We start from the raw sequence: 23,697 nt of genomic DNA, 5'->3' as shown, positions 1-23,697 counted from the left end.
GGACCTGCCGATGAATGACCTTCGCAATCTCGACGGCGAACACGCGGAGATATTGAACAGGATTCGCATTCTCTCGAACTACGTATGGGAGCAAAGTGTACAGACACCGGACATCGAACGATGGCTCGACAACTTTGATGGTAGATCGTTTCCCGTTGAAGAAGAGAGACTTCACGCCCTCCATCTGCTCTCGCATTTTAACTATTTTGGCTTGCGCGAAATTCGGGAGTTACTCAGAGCCGTCTTCCGCGACCTGTTCAAATATCCAATTATTCAATCACTTCGGAAAAAAGCCGGGGGAACGAGTGACTCCAAATATCTAAATGAACAATTCATGGAAGAACTTATGGCCACGCGATTCCTTGGCATGGGAAACCCTTCGGAAAGCGGCTCGCATCTTCTCTACTACTTCCGTCAAGAAAACAATCTCCCCAAAGGGTTATTCATCCACCAACACGAGATACTTGACTCGATGCCTGGCGCGGCAGACGCAAAAGTCGCTATAGAAGGGCTAAAGCGAATAGTTTTCATCGATGACTTGTTGGGATCCGGATCTCAGGCGACGCTGTACAGTCAACGGCTCTTAGAAGCTGTTCGACAAGCGGCTGAACGAGACGGTATAGAACTTGAGATTTGCTACTTTACACTTTTCGCAAAGCCGGAAGGCATGGCAGTGGTTGAAGCACTCGCTGGTTTCGATCGTGTCGATACGATACACAAACTCGACACGACAGAATCGGCCTTCCACCCAGAATCGCGTGTATATTCAAGCACAGAAATCAATCTTTCATTGGATGAGGGCAGGCAGATCGCGGCTTGTTATGGTGAAAAGATTTTCCCTGGTGGCGGACTGGGTTTCGGAAATGGGCAGCTCCTATTGGGGCTGCACCACAATATCCCTGACAACTCTCTTCCCATATTCTGGCAGGAAGAAACTGGCACCAACTGGACACCGATATTTCCTCGATACTCTAAGGTGTACGCATGATCCCTAATCCCTTCGAAGTGACAAAAGCTGTCGACTTCACCGATATCGAAATAAGTCGCAAATTTGTCAGCTTCACCTCTAGCGACCCGTATTCATTAGTAGACCCCCGAAGCCCCATGCCGCAATTTCTTGTGGGCGGAAAAGGGGGCGGGCGTACACATCTACTCCGATACTTTGCCTATCCACTGCAGAAAATGCGCGGAGAACAGGGGACGCTCCAACAAGTCCAAAAAGAAGGATATCTCGGTGTCTACTTTCGCTGCAGTGGGCTTAACAGCTCTCGATTCGACGGGAAGCATCAGTCAGAAGAGGTTTGGGCAGCCGCATTTGCGTTTTATATGGATTTATGGCTTTGTGAACAGCTTCTGGTAGTTCTTGACGACCTGCAGCAATCAGAAGGTAAATGGACAGAATCAGAGGAACTCGACTTTGTTCAAGCCGTCGTCGCTCTGTTCAATAGCGATCGGGAGAAGACACATAATCTTGTTGACAAACCTCGCTCTCTTGACGACCTTCTTGGCCTCGTAATTGATTTACGCCACGTATTAGACCGCGCAATCAACAACGCGGCACTCACCAAATCTCTTGACATTGAAATCCTTGCCTCCCCTGGAACGCTTATTTTTAGAACATGTCAACAAGCCGCAAAACTTACTGGGCTCGACCGAGTCAAAATGACCTTCTTAGTTGATGAATTCGAAAACCTAAGTAAGAACCAACAACGGTACTTCAACACGCTGATCCGTGAGAAGGAGTTGCCTGCATGTTTTTTGATCGGCGGGCGCGAATGGGGAGTTCGAACTCATGAGACGCTGAGCGCAGAGGAGGTGAATCGTCGCGGAAGTGAATTTGAGTGGAGAGTATTGGAGAATTCGTATCGTACAGGCCACTCGTACGACGAATTCTGCGAGAGCATGGTGCTCAACCGTATGAAGGATGCAGGATTGACAGGACTCGATGTCAAGGCCCTGAATACGATATTCAGCAGGGGTGAGCCGGGTCGGTTCTCCAATGACGCGCTCCTGGCAGTTCTTGGCTCAGTTTCCCCGCTTGAACGGCCACATCTACGGAAACTCAAAAAGTCTGTAATGGTGGCAACGCAGGATCGCGAACTAGCAGATGAAATCTGTGCGCATTTAAGCCTGCCTGAGCACCCCCTCATCGAGAAGCTCGCCATTCTTCGCTTTTACCAGCAGTGGAACACTTTTCGGAGTATCACACAAGAAATGGCAGCGTCGGCGCGCTCATATGTCATGCCTCTGCTTGACGGAACCGAGAGCGAAGAGCTTCGTAATTATCTAAACTTGTGGAAGTCTGATTTGATTGCTCAAGTCTACGCAGAAAACGACCGGCGAAATACGTACATTGGCTTCGAGCAGTTTGTTGACATGTCTGGCTTCTTACCGAGAAGTTTACTTATGATTCTTAAATACGTCACACACTGGTCAATATTTTTTGGCGAGAAGCCTTTCGAGAATGTCAAGCCTATCTCAGCAGAGGCCCAGACCGCAGGAGTTCTTGACGCCGCTCGTTGGTTCCTCTCAGATGCTAAACCCCTTGGTCTGGTAGGTGAAGATTGCGACTTGGCCATTCGAAGATTAGGGTCTTTACTACAGAAAGTGAGATATTCCGATAAACCGGCAGAAACAAGCGTAACGACCTTTTCGAGCAACCTCCAGCGGATAAGCGCTGACTCTCTCGCTATTATAGAGGCTTGTGTAAACCACCGCTTGCTGATTGAGGTACCTAATGGTCGTAAAGCGCGAAACCGCGGGTCGGTTCATCGGAAGTTTCAGCTGCACCCAATGCTGGCTCCTCTTTTCGGCTTACCTACCGGACGACGTGGTGACCTGTCGCTCAAGCCAGCGGAGGTTTCCGCGGTTTTTGGCCCTGAGACGACGGAAGGGGAGTATTCCCGTATAGTCAAGGAGCGAATTGCGGGGATGCGCGCCCCCTTCTCAGTTGCAGATAGTCAGGAGTCCCTCTTTGAACTCAGTTGACTACTCTTTATTTTCACGTGAGCGGCTCCGCGTAGATCAGGTGCGAAATCACAATTTCGACTTGTTTATTTCGTCCTTCAATGACTCGGAGCGCGTCAACACTCTTTTCGCCTCCGTGAGCTCTCACAGCAAGATCTGGCTCATACATCCGGAGTACAACTACACCAAGGACGGTTTCCCGAAGACCGGCACGCATTTTCGAAGTCCCCATGGGCTCTCTCCTGTCGAGTTTTGGCAGTCCTTTTTCGAATGGTTAAAGACCAGTCGGGGAGAGTTGAGCGCCTTAAAAATTGGCATTGACATCACCGGTATGATGCGGCCGCATCTTCTGCTCCTACCCATGATGCTTCCCCTGGAAGGCGTAGCCCATGCGACCTTTTTCTACTCGGATCCCACGACTTACTCGTCTGGAGATCGAACCAAGTTCTCCAAGGGCCCGGTTGAAGGCGTAGCGATTGTCCCGGGAATGGAAGGCACCCATCGATCTACGACGAATACAAACGACGTCCTCATAATTGGAACTGGTTACGACCACGAACTCGTAGCGGCGGTCGCTGAAGAAAAGCGCTCGGCAGACCCCTACCTCCTCATGGGCCTTCCCAGCCTACAACCGCACATGTACCAGGAGAGCGTCCTCAGGATGAGCAAGGCAAGCGAGTCTATACGGGATTACAGAAATAGGACGATTCTTTTCGCTCCAGCTAGCGACCCGTTCATGACAGCCCAAGTCCTCAGCGACCACATCTCGAAATTGAAGGCGGAAGGCCGCGCAGATAACGTTTACCTGAGTCCAGTCGGCGCCAAGACTCAGGTACTCGGCTTCAGCTGGTATTTTTTGTGTGAGGCACGGAATACGCCCACGAGCGTGCTGTTTCCGCGCAATCAGTACTATGAGCGCGAGACGTCTCGAGGTATTTCTTCAGTACATAAATTTGAGATGGAACTCGACGTGATCGCAGTCTGATTCCCGAGAGTCTGACGCTGCATGCGGTGCTCCCACCGCAAGACTCCGGAGATCGTCGAGGACCAGTGAAACGGAAACAGGACCCCTTCCGTTCGGTGCGAGCGGTGCAGCAGAGGGTGCCGGCTTTGACCAAAGCTTGGCGGGCAGGATGAACGCGACTCTCGAAGCACAGTGACGGGAACCTGCCGGCCTTCGATGACGCCGGGGTGCGCGGCCGGGAGTTCGCGCCACCGTTCTCATATATCTTCGTCGGGATGCTGGACCCAGGCACCTTCTGGAAGTTGCATACTCTGCCCATACAGTGTGTTTCGACAGGGCGCAGTCAGCGAGTTTAGGGCTTGCCTCCCTGGTTCGAAACGTGCGAATCGCCACGCTTTGCTTCTCTCAAGTGCAAGGGCAGGAGGACTTGCTGGAGTGCGGATTGGAAGGGCTCTGTAGGTGAAATACCATGAGTCAAGCGCTGCCATCTCGAAGGGTGACGTGGAGGAACTCCGACGCTCCAAGTGGGCAGTTTCAATCTGTCCAGTTCATCCCACAGCCATTTAATTTGCTCACGAAAGTGCAGCCGCGCCGGCCCGTTGGGTTCCGTGACCCCATAGCCGAGTAGAACTCCATCACAGTCTTCCATCATATTCTGTATGGCTATTCTGGAGCGCAGCCATGAGTACTGCTCCTGTCCCACGGAAGTCAAATCCGTTGTCCTGTACGTGGGAATATCTAGGATATTCGCGACGGCTATTCGCTCGAAACCGAGCAGGTCCTTTGCCAATTCCAGACGGTTTATTGTTCGAGTTCCTGACGTTGTAGCGGGACTAGCAAGAATGGCGAGAAGCAAGGTCATGAAATTGGGGAAATTACTCTTGTCGGGTCATCGTTGTCAGAGGGTTCAAAGAGAGTCTAGTCTTCGATTATACGGGCACGGCAGGTTTGGCCGCCTTTCTACGACAGGTTCGTCGACTATGCCTGAGACTGTAAGAACTGGTACACCTCGGTATCATCCACTCCGGGAAAGGCCCCGGGTGGAAGCGCAGCGAGGAGGTGGGAGTTGGCGCGGGCGCTAGGCCAGGCGTTCCCGGCCCATTCGTCGGCTAGGTCGGCGGGTGGGCGGCGGCAGCAGGATTCGTCGGGGCAGTTGGAGACGGAGCGTTGGGCGGTGTCGCGACCGCGGAACCACTTCACTTCCTTGTAGGGGATGCCGATACTCAGCGAGTACTCCCCCAACGAGTGCCGCACCGTGATGGCGGTGCACCAGAAGGTCCCCGCTTCAGCGTCCGTGTACTGGTTGAAAGCACGACGTGTCCGGCACGTCGAACACGGCCCGTGAGGTCCAGTAGCGGCAGACCAGCTGGCCATCGATAGCACCGGTATGGTCGGCGGGTAAGTTCACGCCGTCGTTCTCATAGGCCTTGTGGATGGTCCCCGAGACGTGGACCTTTTGGAAGTGGCAGGGGATCCCCCGATGATGAGTGGCCAGGTTGGTGAAGCGGTGGGCCGCGGTCTCGTAGGAAACACTGAACGCGTCACGCAGGTCTTGGCCAACTCCTTGGACGCCGTGGCTTTCTGCAGGAAGTCCACCGTGGCGTGCTCGGGCATGAGCAGTGCCGCAGCGAAGTAGTTGGTGTAGACGCGCTGGCGGAGGAAGTCCGCGTAGTCGGTAGGCGTCCGGTGCCTCAGGACGTAGTGTCCAACGGCCTGCAAAAGCACCGACCGCGGACCGTGCTCGGACCGGTGGCCTTGGGTCAGGTAAATTCTGCTGTTTTTTCAAATCTGTGTCGGAGCGGGTGGAATGCGGCAGATCGCTGACGTACTGCAGACTGAAGGCGTCGACGGCGGTGCTCACTTGGGAACTTTAGGAAACTTTGGCGGTCTCCCCCGAAACGATCGACACAAAACTCGTCCGCACCCTGCAGCAGGAAGGCCGCGCCAGCTATCAGGACCTGACACGCGATCTCGGCCTGCCCCGAGCCACGGTCTCTCTGCCCGGCTGCGCGAGCTCTTGGACACCACACCGTGCGGGTGGTGTCAGCCGTGGATCCGGCGTTCCCGGGCCAGCACGTGATTGCCCACGTCTCGGCGATGGCGTCCGGCCCGGTCCGCCACATTGCCGAGCGGCCGGCCGAGTGGTCGGAGGCAGTGCTGGTTTCGGCGGTCGGCGGCACCCACGACCTGGTGTCCGAGATCCGCGTTTCCACGCACGACGAACTGCACGGCGTGCTTACGCAGCTGCGTGAACATCCCAAATTCTGCTGAAGCACGGCTCCATCACCAACACAGACGGCGTCTACGCCCACATGTACAAGTAGGACTACTCCGAGCTGCGCCGAAAAGTCTCAGTTTCCCACATCGGGTGAGGCGTGGTCCTTGGCCGTCAGTGCGGTCCTCTAACCTATTAGGAAGCCCTCAACCAAGGAGTCATCTTGTCATCTCAGAGCAGCATCGAACTGGACCACCTACATCTAGGCGATTGCCTTGAGTGGCTCCGGGGACTGCCCTCAGACTCTGTAGACTGTGTCATCTCTTCGCCTCCCTACAATATTGGGAAGGAATACGAGAGTCGCCGTGCGCTGGATATTTATCTTCAGGAGCAAGCTCAGGTCCTGGCTGAGTGTGTCCGTGTCCTGAAATCGACGGGTTCTTTATTCTGGCAGGTTGGTTCGTACTCCAACCGTGGGGCTCTCATTCCGCTGGACATCAGGTTCTTCCCGATCCTGGAGGACCTTGACATGGTCCCGCGAAATCGTATCGCCTGGATCCGGCAGCATGGTCTGCACGCCAGGAACAAGTTCTCGGCGCGCTTCGAGACGATCCTTTGGTTTACCAAGTCAGACGAATACAAGTTTGATCTCGACCCGATACGGGTGCCCCAGAAGTACCAAAACAAGAAATCGTGGCGTGGCGCTAACAAGGGGGAACTTACCTGCAATCCTCTTGGAAAAAACCCGGGAGATGTCTGGTTATTCCAAAATGTGAAGCACAATCACGAGGAGCAGACCATTCATCCCGCTGCCTTCCCAGAGGATATGGTCGCACGTATGATTCTGGCAACAACTCATGAGGAAGATGTTGTTCTAGACCCCTATATGGGAACGGGAACGGTTGCCGTCGCCGCGAGGGATCTGAACCGTCATTATGTCGGCGCCGAAATTGACGCAAACTACCACGAAGTTGCTGTAAACCGGATCGCAGGACGCCCTGATAAGGATGGGGTGTTTCCCAATTTGAAGACGTTGCGTGACTTCTGTGAAGCCAACGGTGAAGATCCCGCCAAGTACCGTTTCGCTGCCCAGACAGCTAAATTCGCTACAGGTCGATCCACGTCGCGACGCTTTCCAGAGGAACACCATTTGGAAGAGTTGGAGAAACGACTCCAGCTTGAGGAAGATGCGTTCGCCGGACGGCTACGCGGCACGGCTGATGGATTGCCTGATCTTGAGCAGTACCGAGTCAAGCCGACGGAGGAACTGCCGACATTGTTCGATGAGGCTGTCAGTTAAACAAACCGGGCGAGTGTGTAGCCATACTGCCCTTTTCCCCTCCAAGAGGCATTGAAGGTGCGCCGGGTCGTGGTTGCGACCCGGCCATAGCGTTCTTCATACGCGTTCCAGTCGCACTCGAATGTTGTTGTCTCAGCGGGAAGAGCAAGACCGACGAGCCGAATAGGCATTTTAAAAACACCTAGTGTCGTCACAGTGTTGATCTGCGCTCGTGCCTGCTCATAGTACAGCGTGCTATTCGAGGCCGGGAAGGACCCGGACTTAGTGACAATGACGAGGGCTTCCGCCGGAGCCGTGAGCGGTGGCACGATCTGCCGTGAATGGAAGATAGCTTCGCTGCGAATAATGTTGTTCCACAAGAAGGGATAATTGCTGAACTGCCATTCAACCAACACAGCCTCTTTGCCCGCATCCCAGTCCTTACCGAACGGTTGGAGTTCTTTAGGCACAGCCACATTTGTCCAGCCGAGTTCAGCGGCGTGGGCAGTCAGCTTCGCATTGCTACCTTTAGGGTCAAATATTGGTTCGCCGATCTTCCCCTTCTGATCACTCCCCTGAAGTTGGGGCACCAAAGTGTCCAAGACCTTGGACAGTTCGGACCATCTCCCCGAGCCTCGATCCGCGAAGTACTCAGCAGCTCCATTGAAGTCTTCCAGATGATAGAACACTCATTCCCCCGTTTGCGATTGATCTGCTCGACCATATCAGCGCTGAGTTGAGCGAGTGAAAAGTGCGGTGTAACACAATTGCCGGTAAACCAAAAGAAGCAGAACCGCACGCCACTTGGGCGGGTTTTGGACGGGATTAGGGATTATCGGACAATACAGAAGCGCGCCGCTACGGGCAAACATCCCAGCAACTACACGCTTTCTCGCGGAGCCTACCGGATTCGAACCGGCGATCCCCTGTTAACAAGTCGGGTGGTCATGGTCCACTCGTTACTTCAAGCCCAGCCCTTTACTCCCCCGCATGTGCGCGAAGGAACTGATATACCTCAGTCTCATCCACTCCGGGAAAGGCCCCGGGTGGAAGCGCAGCGAGGAGGTGGGAGTTGGCGCGGGCGCTGGGCCACGCGTGGCCGGCCCATTGGGCGGCGAGGTCGGCGGGCGGGCGGCGGCAGCAGGATTCGTCGGGGCAGTTTGAGACGGAGCGTTCGGTGGTGTCGCGGCCGCGGAACCACTTCACCTCTTTGTAGGGGATGCCGATGCTGAGCGAATACTCCCCCGACGAGTGCCGCTCAGTGATGGCGGTGCACCAGAAAGTGCCGGCCTTGGTGTCCGTGTACTGATTGAAGGCGCGGAACTTGTCCGGCACGTCGAACACGGCACGCGAGGTCCAGTTCCTGCAGACCGGTTGGCCTTCGATGGCCCCGGTGTGGTCGGCGGGGAAATTCACGCCGTCGTTCTCATAGGCCTTGTGGATAATGCCCGAGACGTGGACCTTTTGGAAGTGGCACGGGATGCCCAGATGATGCGTGGCCAGGTTCGTGAAGCGGTGCGCAGCCGTCTCGTAGGAGACGCTGAAGGCGTCGCGCAGGTCTTCGATGGCCAGCTCCTTGGATGCCTTCGCCTTCTGCAGGAAGTCCACGGTGGCGTGCTCCGGCATGAGCAGGGCGGCGGCGAAGTAGTTGGTGTAGACGCGCTGACGCAGGAAGTCCGCGTAGTCCGTGGGCGTCTGGTGCCCCAGCACGTAGTGGCCGACGGCCTGCAGCAGCACGGACCGAGGGTCGTGTTCGGACCGGTGACCCTGGGTCAGGTAAATTCTGTTGTTCTTCAAATCCGTCACGGACCGGGTGGAATGCGGCAAATCGCTGACGTACTGCAGGCTGAAACCGAGGTGCTCGGCAATGTCCGCGGCCACGTGGTGGGACAGCGGGCCACCCTTGAACCCGACCGCCTTAAGCAGCTCCTGGGCCTGGGCCTCGATGTCCTCGTAGTGGTTGTTGCGCGAGCGCATTTCCGCCCGCAGTTCGGTGTTGGCGCGGCGGGCTTCCTCCGGGGTGGCGGCCTGCTCGTCCAACCGACGCTCCAGCTCATGCTGCAGCCCGACCAGCGACTCCAGGACGTCCATGGAAAGCCGCGAGCTGACGCGGACTTTCGGCAGCCCGAGCGATTCATACAGCGGCCCGCGCTGGTAGCGTTCCAGCTCGATTTCCAGCGCGGCGCGGCGGCTGGGCGGCTCGGCCCCGAGCAGCTGGTCGATGCCCACGCCCAGCGCCTTGCCGAGGGCCTGGAGCATGCCGAGCTTGGGCTCGCGCTTGCCGTTCTCGATCAGCGAGAGCTGCGAGGGCGCTGCGCCGACGGCGGCACCGAGATCGTCCAGGGTCATGCCCTGGGCCTTGCGCAGGTGCCGCACCCGCCGGCCCAGGCTGATGACGTCGATTTCGGGCTCGGCGGAGGCACCGCCGTCGTGCTTGGCGGGACGATTCCAGCTGGTGGTTGTCATTTCTTGAGAATACGAGAAGAAGTGCAAATCTTTCCAGTAATTTCCATGGATTACCTGTTGCAGAGTGCGGAATAGTCGGTTTCACGAAGGATTTGGCCCGGACCGATCACCGAGAATCGGAACCTGCCGGACCCGACACCGAACAGGAGACAGCAATGACTGCATCATTTGAGCCGGCCCCGATGAACGCTGAGGAAGCGGCCAAGGCACTGGAGCTCGAGTGGGCCGCCGATTCCCGCTGGGAGGGCATCACTCGCGACTACACCGCAGCGGATGTCGTCCGCCTCCGCGGCCGGGTCCAGGAAGAGCACACGCTGGCCAAGCGCGGCGCGCAGAAGCTGTGGAAGCAGCTGACCGAGGAAGCCGCCGAGGGCCGCTACACCAACGCGCTCGGCGCGCTGACCGGCAACCAGGCGGTGCAGCAGGTCAAGGCCGGGCTGCGCGCCATCTACCTCTCCGGCTGGCAGGTGGCCGCGGACGCCAACCTCTCCGGCCACACCTACCCGGACCAGTCGCTGTACCCGGCCAACTCGGTGCCGCAGGTGGTCCGCCGGATCAACAACGCGCTGATGCGGGCCGACCAAATCGAGTTCTCCGAGGGCATCCAGACCGTCGAGGACTGGCTGGTGCCGATCGTTGCTGACGCCGAGGCCGGCTTCGGCGGGCCGCTGAACGCCTACGAGCTGATGAAGTCCATGATCGCCGCCGGCGCCTCCGGCGTGCACTGGGAGGACCAGCTGGCCAGCGAGAAGAAGTGCGGCCACCTGGGCGGCAAGGTGCTGATCCCCACCGGCCAGCACATCCGCACCCTGAACGCGGCCCGCCTGGCCGCCGACGTCGCCGGCACCCCTTCGGTGATCATCGCCCGGACCGACGCCGAGGCCGCCACGCTGCTCACCTCCGACGTGGACGAGCGCGACGCCGAGTTCATCACCGGCGAGCGCACCCCCGAAGGCTTCTACAAGGTCCGCAACGGGATCGAGCCGTGCATCGCCCGGGCCAAGGCCTACGCCCCGTACTCGGACCTGATCTGGATGGAGACCGGCACCCCGGACCTGGAGCTGGCCCGGAAGTTCGCCGAGGCGGTCAAGGCCGAGTTCCCGGACCAGATGCTCTCCTACAACTGCTCGCCGTCCTTCAACTGGAAGAAGCACCTGGACGACGCGACGATTGCCAAGTTCCAGCGCGAGCTCGGGGCGATGGGCTTCACCTTCCAGTTCATCACCCTGGCCGGCTTCCACGCCCTGAACTACTCGATGTTCGACCTGGCCCACGGCTACGCCCGCAACGGCATGAGCGCCTACGTGGACCTGCAGGAGCGCGAATTCGGCGCCGAAGACCGCGGCTACACCGCCACCAAGCACCAGCGAGAAGTGGGCACCGGCTACTTCGACACCATCTCCACTGCCCTCAACCCCAACGGCAGCACCCTGGCACTGGTCGGCTCCACCGAAGAAGGCCAGTTCCACTAACGACGACGGGGCTCACCACCGGCGCTGCGCCGGGACCCGCCGCGGCACGACCTTCCGACGGCCGCGGGCGGCCTTACGGAAGCTATTAGCCGCTTTCCGGGTCCCGGCTCCGCACCTCAGACCCGAACGTCACCTTGGCACCCAGGCCGGGCGCCGCCGTCGTACTTACAAAAGTTTTCTTGAGGAGTGAATGAGCGATGAATGATCCGATTACCTTGAACGGGATTACGTTGACGGCCCCGCCAGTGCGCCGGCAGGAGGAAGTGCTGACGCCGCAGGCGCTGGAGTTCGTGGCCAAGCTGCACCAGGCCACCGCGGCACGGCGGCGGGAGCTGCTGGTGCAGCGGGAGAACCGGCGCCGGTCGATCGGCCGCGGGCACGACCCGAAGTTCCTGCCCGGCACACGGCACATCCGCGAGGACTCCTCGTGGCGCGTCGCTCCCCCGGCGCCCGGGCTGGAGGACCGCCGTGTGGAGATCACCGGTCCGGTGGAGAAGAAGATGACCATCAACGCGCTGAACTCCGGCGCGAAGGTGTGGCTGGCTGACATGGAGGACTCCTCCACGCCCAGCTGGTCCAACGTGGTCAGCGGGCAGCTGAACCTGACCGACGTGTTGGAGCGGCGGATCGACTTCGTCTCCGACACCGGCAAGGAATACAAGCTGACCGGCCAGACGCTGACCGACCTGCCCACCATCGTGGTGCGGCCGCGCGGCTGGCACCTGCCGGAGAAGCACATGCTGATCGGCGGCGAACCGGTGGCCGGCGGCATCGTGGACTTCGGGCTGTACTTCTTCCACAACGCCCAGCGGCTGATCGCCCAGGGCCGCGGACCGTACTTCTACCTGCCGAAGATCGAGTCGCACCTTGAAGCCCGGCTGTGGAACGACGTGTTCATCCTGGCGCAGGACCTGCTGGGCATCCCGCAGGGCACCATCCGCGCCACCGTGCTGATCGAGACCATCACGGCCGCATTCGAAATGGAGGAGATCCTGTACGAGCTGCGCGACCACGCCTCCGGGCTGAACGCCGGCCGCTGGGACTACATCTTCTCGGTGATCAAGAACTTCCGGGCCCGCGGCCCGCGGTTCGTGCTGCCGGACCGGACGCAGGTGACCATGACCGCGCCGTTCATGCGCTCCTACACCGAGCAGCTGGTCCGCGCCTGCCACCGCCGCGGCGCCATGGCCATCGGCGGGATGGCCGCGTTCATCCCCAGCCGCCGCGACCCGGAGGCCAACGCCATCGCCATGGAGAAGGTGCACGCGGACAAGACGCGCGAGGCCTCCGACGGGTTCGACGGCTCCTGGGTGGCGCACCCGGACCTGGTGCCGGTCTGCCGCGAGGTGTTTGACGGCGTGCTGGGTAACCGCCCGAACCAGCTGGACCGCCAGCGCGAGGACGTCACCCCCGACGACGCCGCCCTGCTGAACGTCGCCGGCACCGAAGGCTCCATCACCGAGAAGGGCATCCGCACCAACCTGGAAGTCGGCATCCAGTACATCGAGTCCTGGCTGCGCGGCAACGGCGCGGTGGCCATCCACAACCTGATGGAGGACGCGGCGACGGCGGAGATCTCCCGCTCGCAGATCTGGCAGTGGATCCACGCCCACGCCGTGACCGACGACGGCGAGATCATCACGCGCGAATGGGTGCGGGAACTGCTGGAGGAAGAGTTCGCCGGCCTGCCGCGGTTCGACGGCGACCGGTTCGACGACGCCCGCGAGATCTTCGAAGAGGTGGCCCTGGGAGAGGAGTTCCCGGCCTTCCTGACGATCCCCGCGTACCAGAACTACCTGCTGGAGAAGTCGCCGGCCAAGGTGGTTGCCGCGGCCTGATCTGTCCGGCGGCGGACCAGGCCCAATAGCCAGCCCCCGGTTCGCCGCCGGCACCAAGACTTTCCGCAGGGCCGCCAGGTCCACGCATCTTTCGCCACAAGCAGCCCGATGGTCGGGCGGACCGGCGGACCCTGCGGAAGCACAGCCAAACGAAACGTCGGGTGCGGCTCTACCTTGAGGGCCGCACCCGACGTTTCTAAGTTCGAGCCTAACCAGCGGTGTGATCGCGAGCCGAGCGAGGAGGGCCACCCATCCGAGTTCTAGCTGGCCGGGTCGTAGTGGAAAGCCCGCACCTCCTGCGCGCAACGGCAAGCTACCGCGATCTTCGCGGCCCACTCCAAGGCCGCATCATACGAAGGCAGCTCCAGCACTGAGTAGCCGCCCTCGAGCTGCGTCGTCTGCGGGTAGGTGCCCTCGCTCACGGCCCCTTCGCCGTCGACCATAACGGGAGGGATGCTCTCATCGATGCCGCCACCGAAGACCCAGACCCCGGCGTCCTTCGCCTCCTGCACCACCGCGTGCGCCGCGTCCGAAACGGCTGGCAGGTCTTCTTCGGGGACGACCATCGCGGCACTCGGAAACGAGATCAGATACTTTGTCATCGCGTCGACTCCTTCTTCGCAGTACGGGATGACCTGCATCCTCGCCGAACCCACCGCACCGCACAAGGATCTCGGCCATCCTGCGGATGCCGGTGCCTGGAATGTTCGCTCGGCCGGTCCGGACCACTGGCTTCAGTGGCCCGCGCTGGCGGACGAGCGAGGGGTGTTGCATCTGTTGTGGGGAATCCGCAAGCATGCACACAACATCTCTGAGAATTCCCGAATTGCGCACAAACCCTGGACGTGGCGCAGCCGCGGAGGGCGGTCAGCGGGACTTGGACTTGATCAGTTCCGTCCTGAAGCTCGGTACTTTCCCGGGCACGGAGCAAAGGCCAACCTCATCAGAAATGATTTGAAGGCTGAGGATGCCACGTCGCGCGAATGGCGGATGGCCGTCGTCACGCCACCGTGACATGGGTCCAGGCGCATTCTCCATGGCGCCCAGAGCAGGCGTCCGGGGAGGTGAGTCTGGCGCTCAACCCGCAGGCAACAGCCGCCATCCCTATTACCCGGCGCTCAAGGCCCTCGGAGCAAAGCATGGGACAACAGCGCGCACCTCCCATTGTGTAAACCCCCCATCCGGAGCGCCGTGACGAGACATCCGGCCCGACTCGGAAAGTGGAGATTTTTTGCCGCTGGTTCTGATAGTGGGCCACAGCCGACGGCGCACGCGACTGCGGATGCCATCGATGCTCCCCGACGCCGGTATTATCCGCTTCATGACAATTCAAGACTGTGGAAACACAGTGGGCCTAGTAGCCCGCAAGATGGTGTCAGAAGACGCCCGGTGGATCGCGGACGCATTTCTTTCAGCACACGAATGCTCCGAAGACTTTGCCGCGACGGTTTCACTGCTATTTTTTGGCCACAGCTCTCGGATTGTCTACGAGGGGGCCCTTGCCATACGGTCAACCGATCCACAGCTTGGAGTAGCATCCCTCGCCGCCAGGCTGACTAGTTCATACGCAGATGTTATTGCGCGTGCCCGCCACGCGACCAAGCTCCTAGACGACAACATGAAGTCCTTCGAAGACTTGCAATGCGAAATGAGTGACTACTATGCCCAGCACCATCAGGAGTTCACAGGCAATGCACCGGAGTGGGCGCAATTCTTGGAAGCGGATCTCGCGGTCTTTACCGAAGCAGGTCGCCTGCTAGGTGCAAGCATGCCCCTTCAGTTCCGGCTAGGGCAACTGGCGAGCGAACGTGTCGACGAACTTGGACCCCAACTAGGCGAAGTCTCATGGGAACAAGGCAACATCCTGTCCCTCCTTGCAGAAGCAGCGGGCGACACCAGCCCTATTAGTCCGTCGATCGACTACAGCGCCCTAGGACAAGTCGAGTCGACGGACCATCTCGCGGACCGATACCTGTCTAAGCGGTATGATCCAGCCCTGCCTATCGAAGCTAAACTGCTGATTCTCATGATTGAGGGTGAACTTAACGTCGCAAATGTGCTTTTGCCGATTACCGAAAGCTCGCACCCCGATGCCGTATTTCGCGCTCGGACGATAAGCATGTTTCACGCTCTTAGCGGCATCCAGCAGATCCTTCAGCGTTACAACGCGGCCCAATCGTCTGCAACTGGGAAAATTCGGGATTACCTGTCACAAACCCAGATTCAGCGGTTCCTAACTGCCCGAGGTCCTCGCAATGTTCGCAACCGTTGTATGCACTACGAAATTAAGGATCTGAATCTTCCCGTCGACGCCAGCCAGCCCATGAATGGCATCGTCGAAGCCGTCTATCCTGGCATGTCATTCAGCGCGTTCTATCAGGAGATGACTTCTACCGCCGAAGAACTCAGTACGGCTCTACGTGAATGGATTAGCCACTAATAGGACCGTCGTCGCTTTGGGACGCTGCGTGCTCCGTGCCGCAGCCCGCAGTCATAATTTCGGCCGCCGAGCGATTCCCTTCTACGTCACGTTGACCTATTGTCATGCTCACCGCCTCAAGGCTCGAAACGGCCACGGTCCGACATACCAACACAATCTTTGAGGATATCCCTGACCGTCCTCGGGCATTTCTAAGGAGGCGGACCTCCTGCCATTTCAGACGCTTCAAGTGCGTATGTCACCGCCAAACCCATATCGCGCATATTGAGCGCAGGGGCGGGCAACTTGCGGAGAGGCACCCCCATCATCACGAGGTGGCCCGGGGGGACTGTGACCTGATCAAGCAGCTGGCAGGTTGAGACAGACCCTACTCCCGGAATTGTGCCACTAGCGCGTTACCCGGTGCGTCCCGAAGGGGTGTTCTCCCCTTCGCTGACGACTGCCTTTTGGGGGCAGCAACGTCCTCCGCATCAACGTGGATAGGATCACCGGCGCAGTAAGGCAAGTAGTAGGTCACCATGGTGCCGACTGCACTGCTTACACGCAACTCAAACGAGAGCGACACACAAGCAATCTGATGCCGAAGCCTAGTCAAATGCCGAGGCCGCATAGGCTGTACCCGTGGACTTCTACCCGTGGTTAACGAGCGTGAGCTGGGGCTCCGTTCCAGATTGGCTAGCGGCGGTTGGCACGATTAGCGCCGTCCTTTTCGCATTGCTTGCCTCTCGTCGGGACTCCCGACGCCTCGACAAGGAACAACAGCAGGCTGCCCAAGATCGAGCAAACTTCCGGCGAGAGCAGGAGGAACAGGCGACCCAGCGAAAGAGGCGCCTTGCGGCGCAAGTCACTTTGGTCACCGACCCTGGCAACTATGGCCCCTACCGCCGATACACGGTGCACAACGGCAGTGAAGAGCCGATTTTCATGGTGGCCATCGTGGAAATGCTAGCTAACGACGCCAGACCAACTGATGGGGACAATCTGCAAATCGTTGATGGCTGGCGCGTCATCGAGCCCGGGGGCAACCGCGAGGCACGGCAGATGATCAATGCTCCACTCGAGCCAGGTCGCCGCGAAGTCAGGTTTACCGATGGCACAAACCAGAGGTGGATTAGGAATGAGGCCGGCGAACTCCGTGGAACTACTCGCTCTGGGGAGTGGGCAGAAGCCGAGCTTTATATTCTAAGCCGTGAAACGTTTCTTTAATTGCTGGAAAAGTCTCACTTCAGTGTTCCGCTTTGAACAGCGGAAAGCCGACAGCCCCGAGGCCAGATCCTAGTCCTTTACATCGAGCCGAACCTGTCAGATGAATAGGATGAGGCAGTTTAGAACACTTAAAAAGGCAAGCGGGCACTTGAGAATGGGAGTGCTTAAACGTGGCGCGTGGCTGCACCGTGATCTCAACGTCGCCGCGGATATCCTGTTCGATGCCGCGCTAGCGGAGAGTTCAAGCCCCGGTGCACCGAGGTTATGCGCGTCCGGTGCGCTGGCGGCGATGAAGCAGTAACCCGCCGTACGATCTTCAGTTCCGATTATGGCCAGGTTGCCTGATTTGATCGCCACATAGATTCTCCGTCGGGGTAGGCAGATATCACGCGGACATTCTGCGGACCGCTCCTCACCGCGAGGCGCTCCCGGACCCGGACCGCGGGACGTGAGGCCCAAACTGACAGTCGTATGTCATACAGTTCCCATGTGGAGACAAAGAAGGATGCCGAAGGTTGGAACCTGTGTAGCGCCTTGCCCAACTTCACGTGCGGCCGGCGAACTCGGAGCAAGGGCGGCAAGTATTGCAACTCGCATGCCCTCCAGATCAACAGGGGAAAAGAGCTCAAGCCCATTCAACCTTGGGGTCGGGGTCGGGGCCGGACCTGCGAGGGCCCCGGCCGCGACGGGAACCCATGCGACCGACTGGTGACGCAGCTCGACCTTGATCCGGGACCCCTTTGCCAGGGCCACGCAAGGCAGTACGTCAGCGACGAGTGGATGTGGCAGCTCCCACCGCGGGATGGCGAATGGAACGACTGCGCTGCGCTCGACTACGGCTGTGGCCGCAAGGCGAAAACCGCGGGATCTCGGTTTTGTGGCACTCACTACAACCAGTACTACCGCGGCGAGCTGAGTCCGATCAAGCGAAAGTCCGCCGACGGCACAAGATGCGAAGGCCCCGGGCCCGACGACGCGCAGTGCGGTCGCAAGGACATCTACCAGGATGAGCCTGTGCCCCTCTGCAAAGCTCATGCTCTCCAGTACAACAACCCCGGCGGGATGAAGGTGATTGTCCCCCGCTACAGGTTCGGGTCCTTGGATCGGGACGACCGTGGCAACAAACGGTGCACCAGTTGTGGCCAGTGGTTGCCCGAGAAGGAGTACGGTAAGAACGACAATTCGGCGGATGGCCTTGCGAGCCGTTGCCTGCGATGCGAAGGCGATGCTGCCCGCGAACGAAAGTTCGGTGTCAGTCGGGAGCAGTATGATGCCATATTCGCTGCCCAGGGTGGAGTCTGCTGGATATGTAAGCGCCCGCCAGGCTGGGGCCGTGAAGCACTGAGCGTGGACCATGACCACGACTGCTGTGAAGACAAGTACAAGACGTGCGGCAGCTGCATCCGCGGGCTCATCTGTGGCGCCTGCAACCTTGCTCTTGGTCTGTTCGACCACAAACCGGAACGGTTGGAAGCGGCCCGGGTGTACTTGACTGCAGGCGTCCCGCATATCTTGACATACCTTGAGTCAAGACGGGAGCTTCCCGGGTGATTCCTAGGCCTACCATAGGCACAAGACTTGGGGCCTCACCCAGGCATAGGGCCGAGTCATGTCAGATATTGCACCGTCCGATTGTGCGGACTGCTCCGGGATTCTGGTGGACACGCAGTCATAATGGGTGTGCGGAGCGAATGCGTAATTTCGGAAAGGTCGCGCATGAAGGGTAGCGCCAAGCGCTGCACGCCGACGGAACGGGGCGCATGAGAGCCGACTCCCCACAGGACTAGCCCCACGTGGTAGCGCCCCTCGGCACCCTTATCCAAGCGTCCTTGTTCCACCAATGCTGCGAGTATCCGGTGGCAAGTGGACATAGGCAGCCCTGCCATGCGGCTGATCTCGCTGGCGCTGAGATCCTCATTGCCCTCCAAACGAGCGCAGGGTTCCCACCACCCGGGCCAGAATACTGCGCCAATCATCGCTCCGCAATTAAACTCCAGTTCAGCACTACTGTCACGACGATCCAACTCTAGGCGAGCCGGAGGATCTGACTCTGCGGCGGCCGGTAGACAAAAGTTTGAACGCGGGCAGGGCAGAGCAGGAGTGCCCTAGATGTCGTCCTCGTAGGCAGGGCCGCCTTCGTCTTCCCAGGTCTCGAGGCGCTTGACCTTGGAGGCGTTGAACTTGCGGCGTACGCCATAGCCACCGTGGTCGTCGTCCGCGATGAAGACGACGCCGAACTGTTCCAGAGCGCGGCGAAGTTGCCAGTTTTGTTCCGGAGTCAGCGCTTGGTTGCCCTTTTCGAATTCCCGCACCTGTTTCTTGTCCAGACCGGCTGCCTTGCCGATCACCTTGGCCGAAACCTGCGTCAAGGCACGCGCCGCGCGGGCCAAATCTGAAGGGATGATCGTGGGTGACTTACTCATGGCCTGATCATCCCAGCTATTTGGCTTGTGTCCACTGTCCTTATGCTGCCGGACTCTGTCACAGCCGACCGGCGAGTCATGCGTGGGCTCTAGCCGTGGCGCGCAGCATGCTGGCTGAAGAATGCCCTAAGTTGGAGCCATGGTCGCCCAGACGGTTCCCGATCCGCTCGAGGTTGTGGTCCGAAACGATGCCCCGAATGCGTGGGACGTTCTCGCCTCGCTCGGCCCATTAGCCATCCTCGTTGCCGCGCTCATCGCCGCCTTCATCGGTTGGCGCAGCTTGCAAGTCCAGGCCGAAGCCAACCGCCGAGCGCAGTGGTGGGAGCGGGCCGAATGGGCGCTGGATGCGTCGATGTCCTCCAGCATGGACCGACGAGTGCTCGGATTGGGGGTGTTGGCTCTCCTCGCCGAAAGCACTCTGGCCGGCGAAGAAGAAGCGCGGATTCTGCGGGTCGCCTCCAACGATAGTCTGACTCAAAAGGTCACCGCACTTGAGGACGTCGAGTCCACGCCGCCGCCCCTTAGCCACATTGAACTTTCGTCGCAGGACAGCATCAGGATCCAAGCCGCCAAGCTCCGCACTGTGACCGACAGGAAGCTGGGTGAGCAGACGCCTGAGTGGATCGTGGAACTGGCCCAAACATGACCTTCACGTACCCCATCGAGATCCTGCATCTGTTGGTGTCGCCGGGCCACGCCTACTTTGGCCGGGCCAAGGATGGCGCGGCGTAGGTGCCTACCGCCGATCTCGACCGGGTGGAAGTAGTGGCTGGCAAGGGCATTGTGGGCGACAGGTTCTACGGCAAGGCGGCGCACATGGACGCTGCGGTGACGTTCATGGCCATCGAGTCGTTGAAATCCATCGCCGAAGAGTTGGACGTTCCTCCGTTTGACCCGCTCTTAGCGCGGCGCAACGTGGTGCTTCGGGGAGCCCAGCTGGCGCCCTTGATCGGCGAGGAGTTCTCGGTTGAATCGCGCGGTGCACAAGTACGCTTCCGGGGCGGCGGGCACGCCCACCCCTGCCTCTGGATGGACCGGATGTTCGCGCCCGGTGCGCACGCCGCCATGCGCGGACGCGGAGGACTGCGCTGCCAGCCGATCTCGGATGGCGTTCTCCATCGCGGCCTGGCGCTGCTCCTCAGCCCGGTACCGCTCCAACCTGAAGAAGCGGGTGCAGCGGTGCGACCTCGGCCCGGCCGGCTGCCCTGACTATTGCGTGCGCAGCCGTACTCCGCCCTCATGGCAGAATGGCGGCAGACAAGCCCGGAGGAAATGCATGACAACCCACGATCAAACCGCGCCAGAAACGCGGCAAAAGCCGAAAAGCTACTTGGAGTGGAAGTTCGCCAGCGGCGGCAAAGTCTTCCGCGATCTGCTCGGGATTGGCTTTATTTTTCTGTTCATCACCCTTTTCAATATGGCGGGGAACGGGTTTTGGATGAACCTCGGCGGTGCCATCCTCATCGGCTTGGCCCTCGATGCCGTCGAGTACCAGCACGAGGTACACCGGAGGCCCGCCGTTCGGAAAGCCGTTGTGTTGTGGCAGGTGCTCGCTGCGCTTGCCGTGACCATTCTGTACACCAGCGTGATCCAGCTGGCGCGCTAACGATCCGCCGCCAGCCCGGGACCCACTGAACGGCGGCGCTCAGCCAAGCGCCGCCGTCGTTGTTTCCTAGCTCCGGAACAGGCCGCTGTAGGCGTTGAGGGCCGGCTGGCCGCCGAGGTGGGCGTAGAGCACGGTGCTCTCGGCCGGGATCTGCTTGCTGCTGACCAGGTCGATCAGGGCGGCCATGGATTTTCCTTCGTAGACCGGGTCGGTGATCATGGCCTCGAGCGAGGCGCTCAGCCGCATGGCCTCCAAGGTGGATTCGACCGGGATGCCGTAGAGGTCGCCGGCCCAGCCCTCGAGCACCGTGATCTCGTCGTCGTGCAGTTCCCGCTCGAGCCCGATCAGCTGCGCCGTGTTGCGAGCGATGCGGCCGACCTGGTCGCGGGTCTTGGACAGGGTGGCGGAGGCGTCGATGCCGAGCACGCGGCGCGCCCGGCCGCCGGCGTCCTGCAGGGCGGCGAACCCGGCGACCATGCCGGCGTGCGTGGAGCCCGTGACGGTGCAGACCACGATGGTGTCGAAGAAGACGCCGAGCTCCTTCTCCTGCTGCTGCACCTCGTAGGCCCAGTTGGCGAAGCCCAGCCCGCCCAACTTGTGCTCGGAGGCGCCGGCCGGGATGGCGTAGGGCTTGCCGCCGGCCGCCTCGACCTCGGCGATGGCGTTCTGCCAAGAGTCGCGGATGCCGATGTCGAAGCCGGCCGGGTCGAGCCGCACGTCCGCCCCCATCAGCCGGGAGAGCAGGATGTTGCCGACGCGGTCGGTGAGCGGGTCCGGCCAGTCGACCCAGTTCTCCTGCACCAGCAGCGCCTTGAGGCCGAGGGTCGCGGCCACCGCTGCCACCTGCCGGGTGTGGTTGGACTGGAAGCCGCCGATGGACACGATGGTGTCCGCGCCCTCCGCGAGGATGTCCGGGACGATGTACTCGAGCTTGCGGGTCTTGTTGCCGCCGTAGGCCAGGCCGGAATTCACGTCCTCCCGCTTGGCCCAGAGCTGCGCGCCGCCCAAATGCTTGCTGAGGCGGGGCAGATGGTGGACCGGGCTGGGGCCGAAGGTGAGCGGGTAGCGGTCGAACTCCGTGATGGCCATGGGTCCTCGTTCGGCCGGGTTACGGCTGCTGCGCCGAGCCGGCGTTTTCCGGGGCGGTAATGTTGACCATCCAGTTCACACCGAACTTGTCCGTGAGCTGCCCGAAGTAGTCGCCCCACGGGGCCTTTTCAAGCGGCTGGTTGACGGTGGCTCCGTCGCTCAGGCCCTCCCAGTAGCTGCGCAGCTTGTCGTCCTCGCCCGGGTCTTCGCCGCTGGAGCTGACACAGATGTAGCCGTTCGGGGAGGCCTGCATCTCGGGCGGCACGTCCGACGCCATCAGCAGGAAGCCGCGGTCCACGGTCACGGACGAGTGCATGATTTTCCCGCCGGTCTCGGGGCTCTCGTCGCCCATTCCCTCGGCGTAGGTCATTTTGCTCAGCTCGCCGCCGAACACGGAGTGATAGAACTCGATCGCCTCCGCGGCGTTGCCGGTGAACTGCAGGTAGGGGTTCAGGTCCAGTGCCATGGGTCTGCCTTCCGTAGTGGATGCGGCGCGGTTCCGTGCCGCGTTCATTCTTGCGCCTTCAACGGCGTGCGGGAAGAGTCGGCGGGCCGCGGCTGCCCCTGCCCGTGAGGTGGAACGTCCAACCTGGGCGTGCTCCGGGTGTTTCCCGCACCCTGTGCCGGGAAGTGGGTCCGTACTACGGGTCAGTAGGTCCGCTCGACGCCGAACTCCAGCGGCGGCAGTGCCGCGCGCCGCCGGACCAGGTCCTGCGCGTGGGCGGCCAACCGCCGGTCTTCGTCGGAACGCAGCACCAGTTGCGGAACCTTGGCGGCGTGTCCGGCGTCGTCCCTGGTGACGAAGATGGTCATACACTGCGTGGTGTCCCGCCAGTCGCCGCCGCGCGGGTCGCGGGCCCGAACGCGGACGGCGATGTGCATGGAGTGCGGCCCGGTGTGGATCATCCGTGCCGAGAGTTCCACCAGGTCCCCGATGTGGACCGGGTTCAGGAAGTGGATGCCGCCGGAGTAGACCGCCACGGCGTCGGCGCCGCACCAGCCCATGGCGCAGGCCCTGGCCACCTCGTCGATCCAGCGCATCACGATCCCGCCGTGGGCGTGGCCGCCCCAGTTCACGTCGGTGGGGGCCGCCAGGAAACGGAAGCGTTCGGTGGGCGTGGTGCCCGCCTCCGTGTATTCCTCGGCGCTCATCACCTCACGGATCTCGCGCCGGGCCTCCAGCCGGCCGGCGACACCGCGCGCGAGCCGCTCCGACGCCTCGTCGGTCGGCGCCCACGCCGGAACGGGCCGGGGCCGCCGCTGCTCGTCCATGGCGACGAACACCAGGATGCAGTCCATGGCGGGGCGGAACTGCCGCTCGCGGACATCGGCGGCGTCGACGGTGACGACCACCTGCATGCTGGAACGGCCGGTGTGCGCAATGCGGGCGCTGACCTCGATCAGGTCGCCGTTGTGAATCGGCCGGGTGAAGTGCACATTGCCGACGTACGCGGTGACGCAGTAGCCGCCCGAATACCCGACGGCGCACGCGTACCCGGCCTTGTCGATCCACTCGAGGACCCTCCCGGCCTGCACGGTGGTCCCATCGGCCGCAACATCCGTGGGCGCGGCGAGGAAGCGCAGCGTGATCGAATCTTCCATGGCGCCCATCGTAGTCGCGCGGTGGCGGGCCGGACGGGCGGGGCTGGCTGCGGAGAGGAAACACAACGGAAAACGTCCGCTCCCCGGAGATCCCGGGGAGCGGACGTTTCGGTGTAACCGGCGGCGGGCT

The 23,697-nt window shown here is 60.7% G+C and carries 21 protein-coding genes and 3 pseudogenes; 15 read left to right on the top strand and 9 right to left on the bottom strand.

What is annotated here, in order from left to right:
• The first annotated feature begins 10 nt into the window (after positions 1 to 10).
• The 3 genes from AC5RUP_RS06240 to AC5RUP_RS06230 are packed head-to-tail and all read left to right on the top strand — an operon-like array spanning position 11 to position 3,952.
• Entirely contained in the window at positions 11 to 988 is a 978-nt protein-coding gene (locus tag AC5RUP_RS06240; protein ID WP_494153349.1) for a phosphoribosyltransferase-like protein, read from the top strand.
• Positions 985 to 2,988: an ORC-CDC6 family AAA ATPase gene (locus AC5RUP_RS06235; RefSeq protein WP_494153348.1), complete on the top strand. Its 2,004-nt coding sequence runs from the start codon at positions 985 to 987 to the stop codon at positions 2,986 to 2,988. Before AC5RUP_RS06240 ends, AC5RUP_RS06235 begins: the two co-directional genes overlap by 4 nt.
• Entirely contained in the window at positions 2,975 to 3,952 is a 978-nt protein-coding gene (locus AC5RUP_RS06230; RefSeq protein ID WP_494153347.1) for a hypothetical protein, read from the top strand. Before AC5RUP_RS06235 ends, AC5RUP_RS06230 begins: the two co-directional genes overlap by 14 nt.
• Before the next feature lie 957 nt (positions 3,953 to 4,909).
• On the opposite strand, the pseudogene AC5RUP_RS06225 reads toward AC5RUP_RS06230, so the two are convergent.
• Positions 4,910 to 5,771 (bottom strand): annotated as a pseudogene (locus AC5RUP_RS06225) (ImmA/IrrE family metallo-endopeptidase); the annotation flags it as partial.
• Between the two features lie 40 nt (positions 5,772 to 5,811).
• On the opposite strand from AC5RUP_RS06225, the pseudogene AC5RUP_RS06220 reads away from it, so the two are divergent.
• From AC5RUP_RS06220 to AC5RUP_RS06210, 3 genes and pseudogenes are all read left to right on the top strand, one after another.
• Positions 5,812 to 5,916: pseudogene (locus tag AC5RUP_RS06220) on the top strand (winged helix-turn-helix transcriptional regulator); the annotation flags it as partial.
• Positions 5,917 to 5,971: 55 nt separating this feature from the next.
• Entirely contained in the window at positions 5,972 to 6,202 is a 231-nt protein-coding gene (locus AC5RUP_RS06215; RefSeq protein ID WP_494158418.1) for a hypothetical protein, read from the top strand.
• Between the two features lie 167 nt (positions 6,203 to 6,369).
• Positions 6,370 to 7,446, top strand: a complete 1,077-nt coding sequence (locus AC5RUP_RS06210) for a DNA-methyltransferase (RefSeq protein WP_494153346.1) — start codon at positions 6,370 to 6,372, stop codon at positions 7,444 to 7,446.
• On the opposite strand, the gene AC5RUP_RS06205 is transcribed toward AC5RUP_RS06210, so the two are convergent.
• Positions 7,443 to 8,114, bottom strand: a complete 672-nt coding sequence (locus AC5RUP_RS06205; protein ID WP_494153345.1) for a BglII/BstYI family type II restriction endonuclease — start codon at positions 8,112 to 8,114, stop codon at positions 7,443 to 7,445. The genes AC5RUP_RS06210 and AC5RUP_RS06205 overlap by 4 nt on opposite strands.
• Positions 8,115 to 8,403: 289 nt before the next feature.
• Positions 8,404 to 9,918 carry a helix-turn-helix domain-containing protein gene (locus AC5RUP_RS06200; RefSeq protein WP_494153344.1) on the bottom strand — a complete coding sequence of 505 codons (1,515 nt, stop codon included), beginning with the start codon at positions 9,916 to 9,918 and terminating at the stop codon, positions 8,404 to 8,406.
• Between the two features lie 128 nt (positions 9,919 to 10,046).
• Here AC5RUP_RS06200 and aceA point away from each other — a divergent pair, with 128 nt between their 5' ends.
• Together aceA and aceB are read left to right on the top strand one after the other, a co-directional pair.
• Positions 10,047 to 11,363 (top strand): isocitrate lyase, encoded by a 1,317-nt coding sequence (gene aceA, locus AC5RUP_RS06195; protein ID WP_494106841.1) that lies wholly within the window; start codon positions 10,047 to 10,049, stop codon positions 11,361 to 11,363.
• A 197-nt stretch (positions 11,364 to 11,560) separates the two neighbouring features.
• A complete protein-coding gene (gene aceB / locus AC5RUP_RS06190) occupies positions 11,561 to 13,201 on the top strand; it encodes a malate synthase A (RefSeq protein ID WP_494153343.1) in 1,641 nt (546 codons plus the stop codon).
• Between the two features lie 260 nt (positions 13,202 to 13,461).
• Here the strand turns inward: aceB and AC5RUP_RS06185 are convergent, their stop codons facing one another.
• A complete protein-coding gene (locus AC5RUP_RS06185) occupies positions 13,462 to 13,803 on the bottom strand; it encodes a YciI family protein (RefSeq protein WP_494153342.1) in 342 nt (113 codons plus the stop codon).
• A 28-nt stretch (positions 13,804 to 13,831) separates the two neighbouring features.
• Here AC5RUP_RS06185 and AC5RUP_RS06180 point away from each other — a divergent pair, with 28 nt between their 5' ends.
• From AC5RUP_RS06180 to AC5RUP_RS06165, 4 genes are all read left to right on the top strand, one after another.
• Complete coding sequence (locus AC5RUP_RS06180; protein WP_494153341.1) at positions 13,832 to 14,215, top strand: hypothetical protein; 384 nt, start codon at positions 13,832 to 13,834, stop codon at positions 14,213 to 14,215.
• 307 nt (positions 14,216 to 14,522) lie between these two features.
• Positions 14,523 to 15,641 (top strand): hypothetical protein, encoded by a 1,119-nt coding sequence (locus AC5RUP_RS06175; protein ID WP_494158379.1) that lies wholly within the window; start codon positions 14,523 to 14,525, stop codon positions 15,639 to 15,641.
• A 621-nt stretch (positions 15,642 to 16,262) separates the two neighbouring features.
• Positions 16,263 to 16,847 carry a hypothetical protein gene (locus tag AC5RUP_RS06170; protein ID WP_494153339.1) on the top strand — a complete coding sequence of 195 codons (585 nt, stop codon included), beginning with the start codon at positions 16,263 to 16,265 and terminating at the stop codon, positions 16,845 to 16,847.
• Between the two features lie 708 nt (positions 16,848 to 17,555).
• Positions 17,556 to 18,398: an endonuclease VII domain-containing protein gene (locus tag AC5RUP_RS06165; RefSeq protein WP_494153338.1), complete on the top strand. Its 843-nt coding sequence runs from the start codon at positions 17,556 to 17,558 to the stop codon at positions 18,396 to 18,398.
• 56 nt (positions 18,399 to 18,454) lie between these two features.
• Here the strand turns inward: AC5RUP_RS06165 and AC5RUP_RS06160 are convergent, their stop codons facing one another.
• Both AC5RUP_RS06160 and AC5RUP_RS06155 read right to left on the bottom strand, forming a co-directional pair.
• On the bottom strand, positions 18,455 to 18,823 hold the full coding sequence (locus tag AC5RUP_RS06160) for a helix-turn-helix domain-containing protein (protein ID WP_494153355.1): 369 nt from the start codon (positions 18,821 to 18,823) through the stop codon (positions 18,455 to 18,457).
• Positions 18,824 to 18,952: 129 nt separating this feature from the next.
• Positions 18,953 to 19,270 carry a thioredoxin domain-containing protein gene (locus tag AC5RUP_RS06155; protein ID WP_494153337.1) on the bottom strand — a complete coding sequence of 106 codons (318 nt, stop codon included), beginning with the start codon at positions 19,268 to 19,270 and terminating at the stop codon, positions 18,953 to 18,955.
• 139 nt (positions 19,271 to 19,409) lie between these two features.
• Between AC5RUP_RS06155 and AC5RUP_RS06150 the strand changes: the two genes are divergently transcribed.
• From AC5RUP_RS06150 to AC5RUP_RS06140, 3 genes and pseudogenes are all read left to right on the top strand, one after another.
• A complete protein-coding gene (locus AC5RUP_RS06150; protein ID WP_494153336.1) occupies positions 19,410 to 19,916 on the top strand; it encodes a hypothetical protein in 507 nt (168 codons plus the stop codon).
• Positions 19,913 to 20,479: pseudogene (locus AC5RUP_RS06145) on the top strand (MOSC domain-containing protein). The gene AC5RUP_RS06150 and the pseudogene AC5RUP_RS06145 overlap by 4 nt, the downstream one beginning before the upstream one ends.
• 67 nt (positions 20,480 to 20,546) lie before the next feature.
• Entirely contained in the window at positions 20,547 to 20,876 is a 330-nt protein-coding gene (locus AC5RUP_RS06140; RefSeq protein ID WP_494153335.1) for a hypothetical protein, read from the top strand.
• A gap of 66 nt (positions 20,877 to 20,942) precedes the next feature.
• Here the strand turns inward: AC5RUP_RS06140 and AC5RUP_RS06135 are convergent, their stop codons facing one another.
• The 3 genes from AC5RUP_RS06135 to AC5RUP_RS06125 form a co-directional block, all read right to left on the bottom strand.
• A complete protein-coding gene (locus AC5RUP_RS06135) occupies positions 20,943 to 21,965 on the bottom strand; it encodes a 1-aminocyclopropane-1-carboxylate deaminase (protein ID WP_494153334.1) in 1,023 nt (340 codons plus the stop codon).
• A 19-nt stretch (positions 21,966 to 21,984) separates the two neighbouring features.
• Positions 21,985 to 22,431 carry a VOC family protein gene (locus AC5RUP_RS06130; RefSeq protein WP_494132921.1) on the bottom strand — a complete coding sequence of 149 codons (447 nt, stop codon included), beginning with the start codon at positions 22,429 to 22,431 and terminating at the stop codon, positions 21,985 to 21,987.
• 182 nt (positions 22,432 to 22,613) lie between these two features.
• Entirely contained in the window at positions 22,614 to 23,567 is a 954-nt protein-coding gene (locus AC5RUP_RS06125) for an acyl-CoA thioesterase (RefSeq protein WP_494158378.1), read from the bottom strand.
• Positions 23,568 to 23,697: the final 130 nt, after the last annotated feature.

The organism is Arthrobacter sp. Y3223151 (assembly GCF_059091125.1).
The sequence above is the reverse complement of the archived record's forward strand: the minus strand, read 5'-3'. Positions and strand labels throughout refer to the sequence as shown.

Bases quoted from the DNA above. Each gene is read 5' to 3' on its own strand.
- AC5RUP_RS06240 (WP_494153349.1), top strand. From the start codon at position 11: ATGAATGACCTTCGCAATCTCGACGGCGAACACGCGGAGATATTGAAC.
- AC5RUP_RS06235 (WP_494153348.1), top strand. From the start codon at position 985: ATGATCCCTAATCCCTTCGAAGTGACAAAAGCTGTCGACTTCACCGAT.
- aceA (WP_494106841.1), top strand. From the start codon at position 10,047: ATGACTGCATCATTTGAGCCGGCCCCGATGAACGCTGAGGAAGCGGCC.
- aceB (WP_494153343.1), top strand. From the start codon at position 11,561: ATGAATGATCCGATTACCTTGAACGGGATTACGTTGACGGCCCCGCCA.
- AC5RUP_RS06185 (WP_494153342.1), bottom strand. From the start codon at position 13,803: ATGACAAAGTATCTGATCTCGTTTCCGAGTGCCGCGATGGTCGTCCCC.
- AC5RUP_RS06180 (WP_494153341.1), top strand. From the start codon at position 13,832: ATGACCTGCATCCTCGCCGAACCCACCGCACCGCACAAGGATCTCGGC.
- AC5RUP_RS06175 (WP_494158379.1), top strand. From the start codon at position 14,523: ATGACAATTCAAGACTGTGGAAACACAGTGGGCCTAGTAGCCCGCAAG.
- AC5RUP_RS06160 (WP_494153355.1), bottom strand. From the start codon at position 18,823: ATGATTGGCGCAGTATTCTGGCCCGGGTGGTGGGAACCCTGCGCTCGT.
- AC5RUP_RS06155 (WP_494153337.1), bottom strand. From the start codon at position 19,270: ATGAGTAAGTCACCCACGATCATCCCTTCAGATTTGGCCCGCGCGGCG.
- AC5RUP_RS06150 (WP_494153336.1), top strand. From the start codon at position 19,410: ATGGTCGCCCAGACGGTTCCCGATCCGCTCGAGGTTGTGGTCCGAAAC.
- AC5RUP_RS06140 (WP_494153335.1), top strand. From the start codon at position 20,547: ATGACAACCCACGATCAAACCGCGCCAGAAACGCGGCAAAAGCCGAAA.
- AC5RUP_RS06135 (WP_494153334.1), bottom strand. From the start codon at position 21,965: ATGGCCATCACGGAGTTCGACCGCTACCCGCTCACCTTCGGCCCCAGC.
- AC5RUP_RS06130 (WP_494132921.1), bottom strand. From the start codon at position 22,431: ATGGCACTGGACCTGAACCCCTACCTGCAGTTCACCGGCAACGCCGCG.
- AC5RUP_RS06125 (WP_494158378.1), bottom strand. From the start codon at position 23,567: ATGGAAGATTCGATCACGCTGCGCTTCCTCGCCGCGCCCACGGATGTT.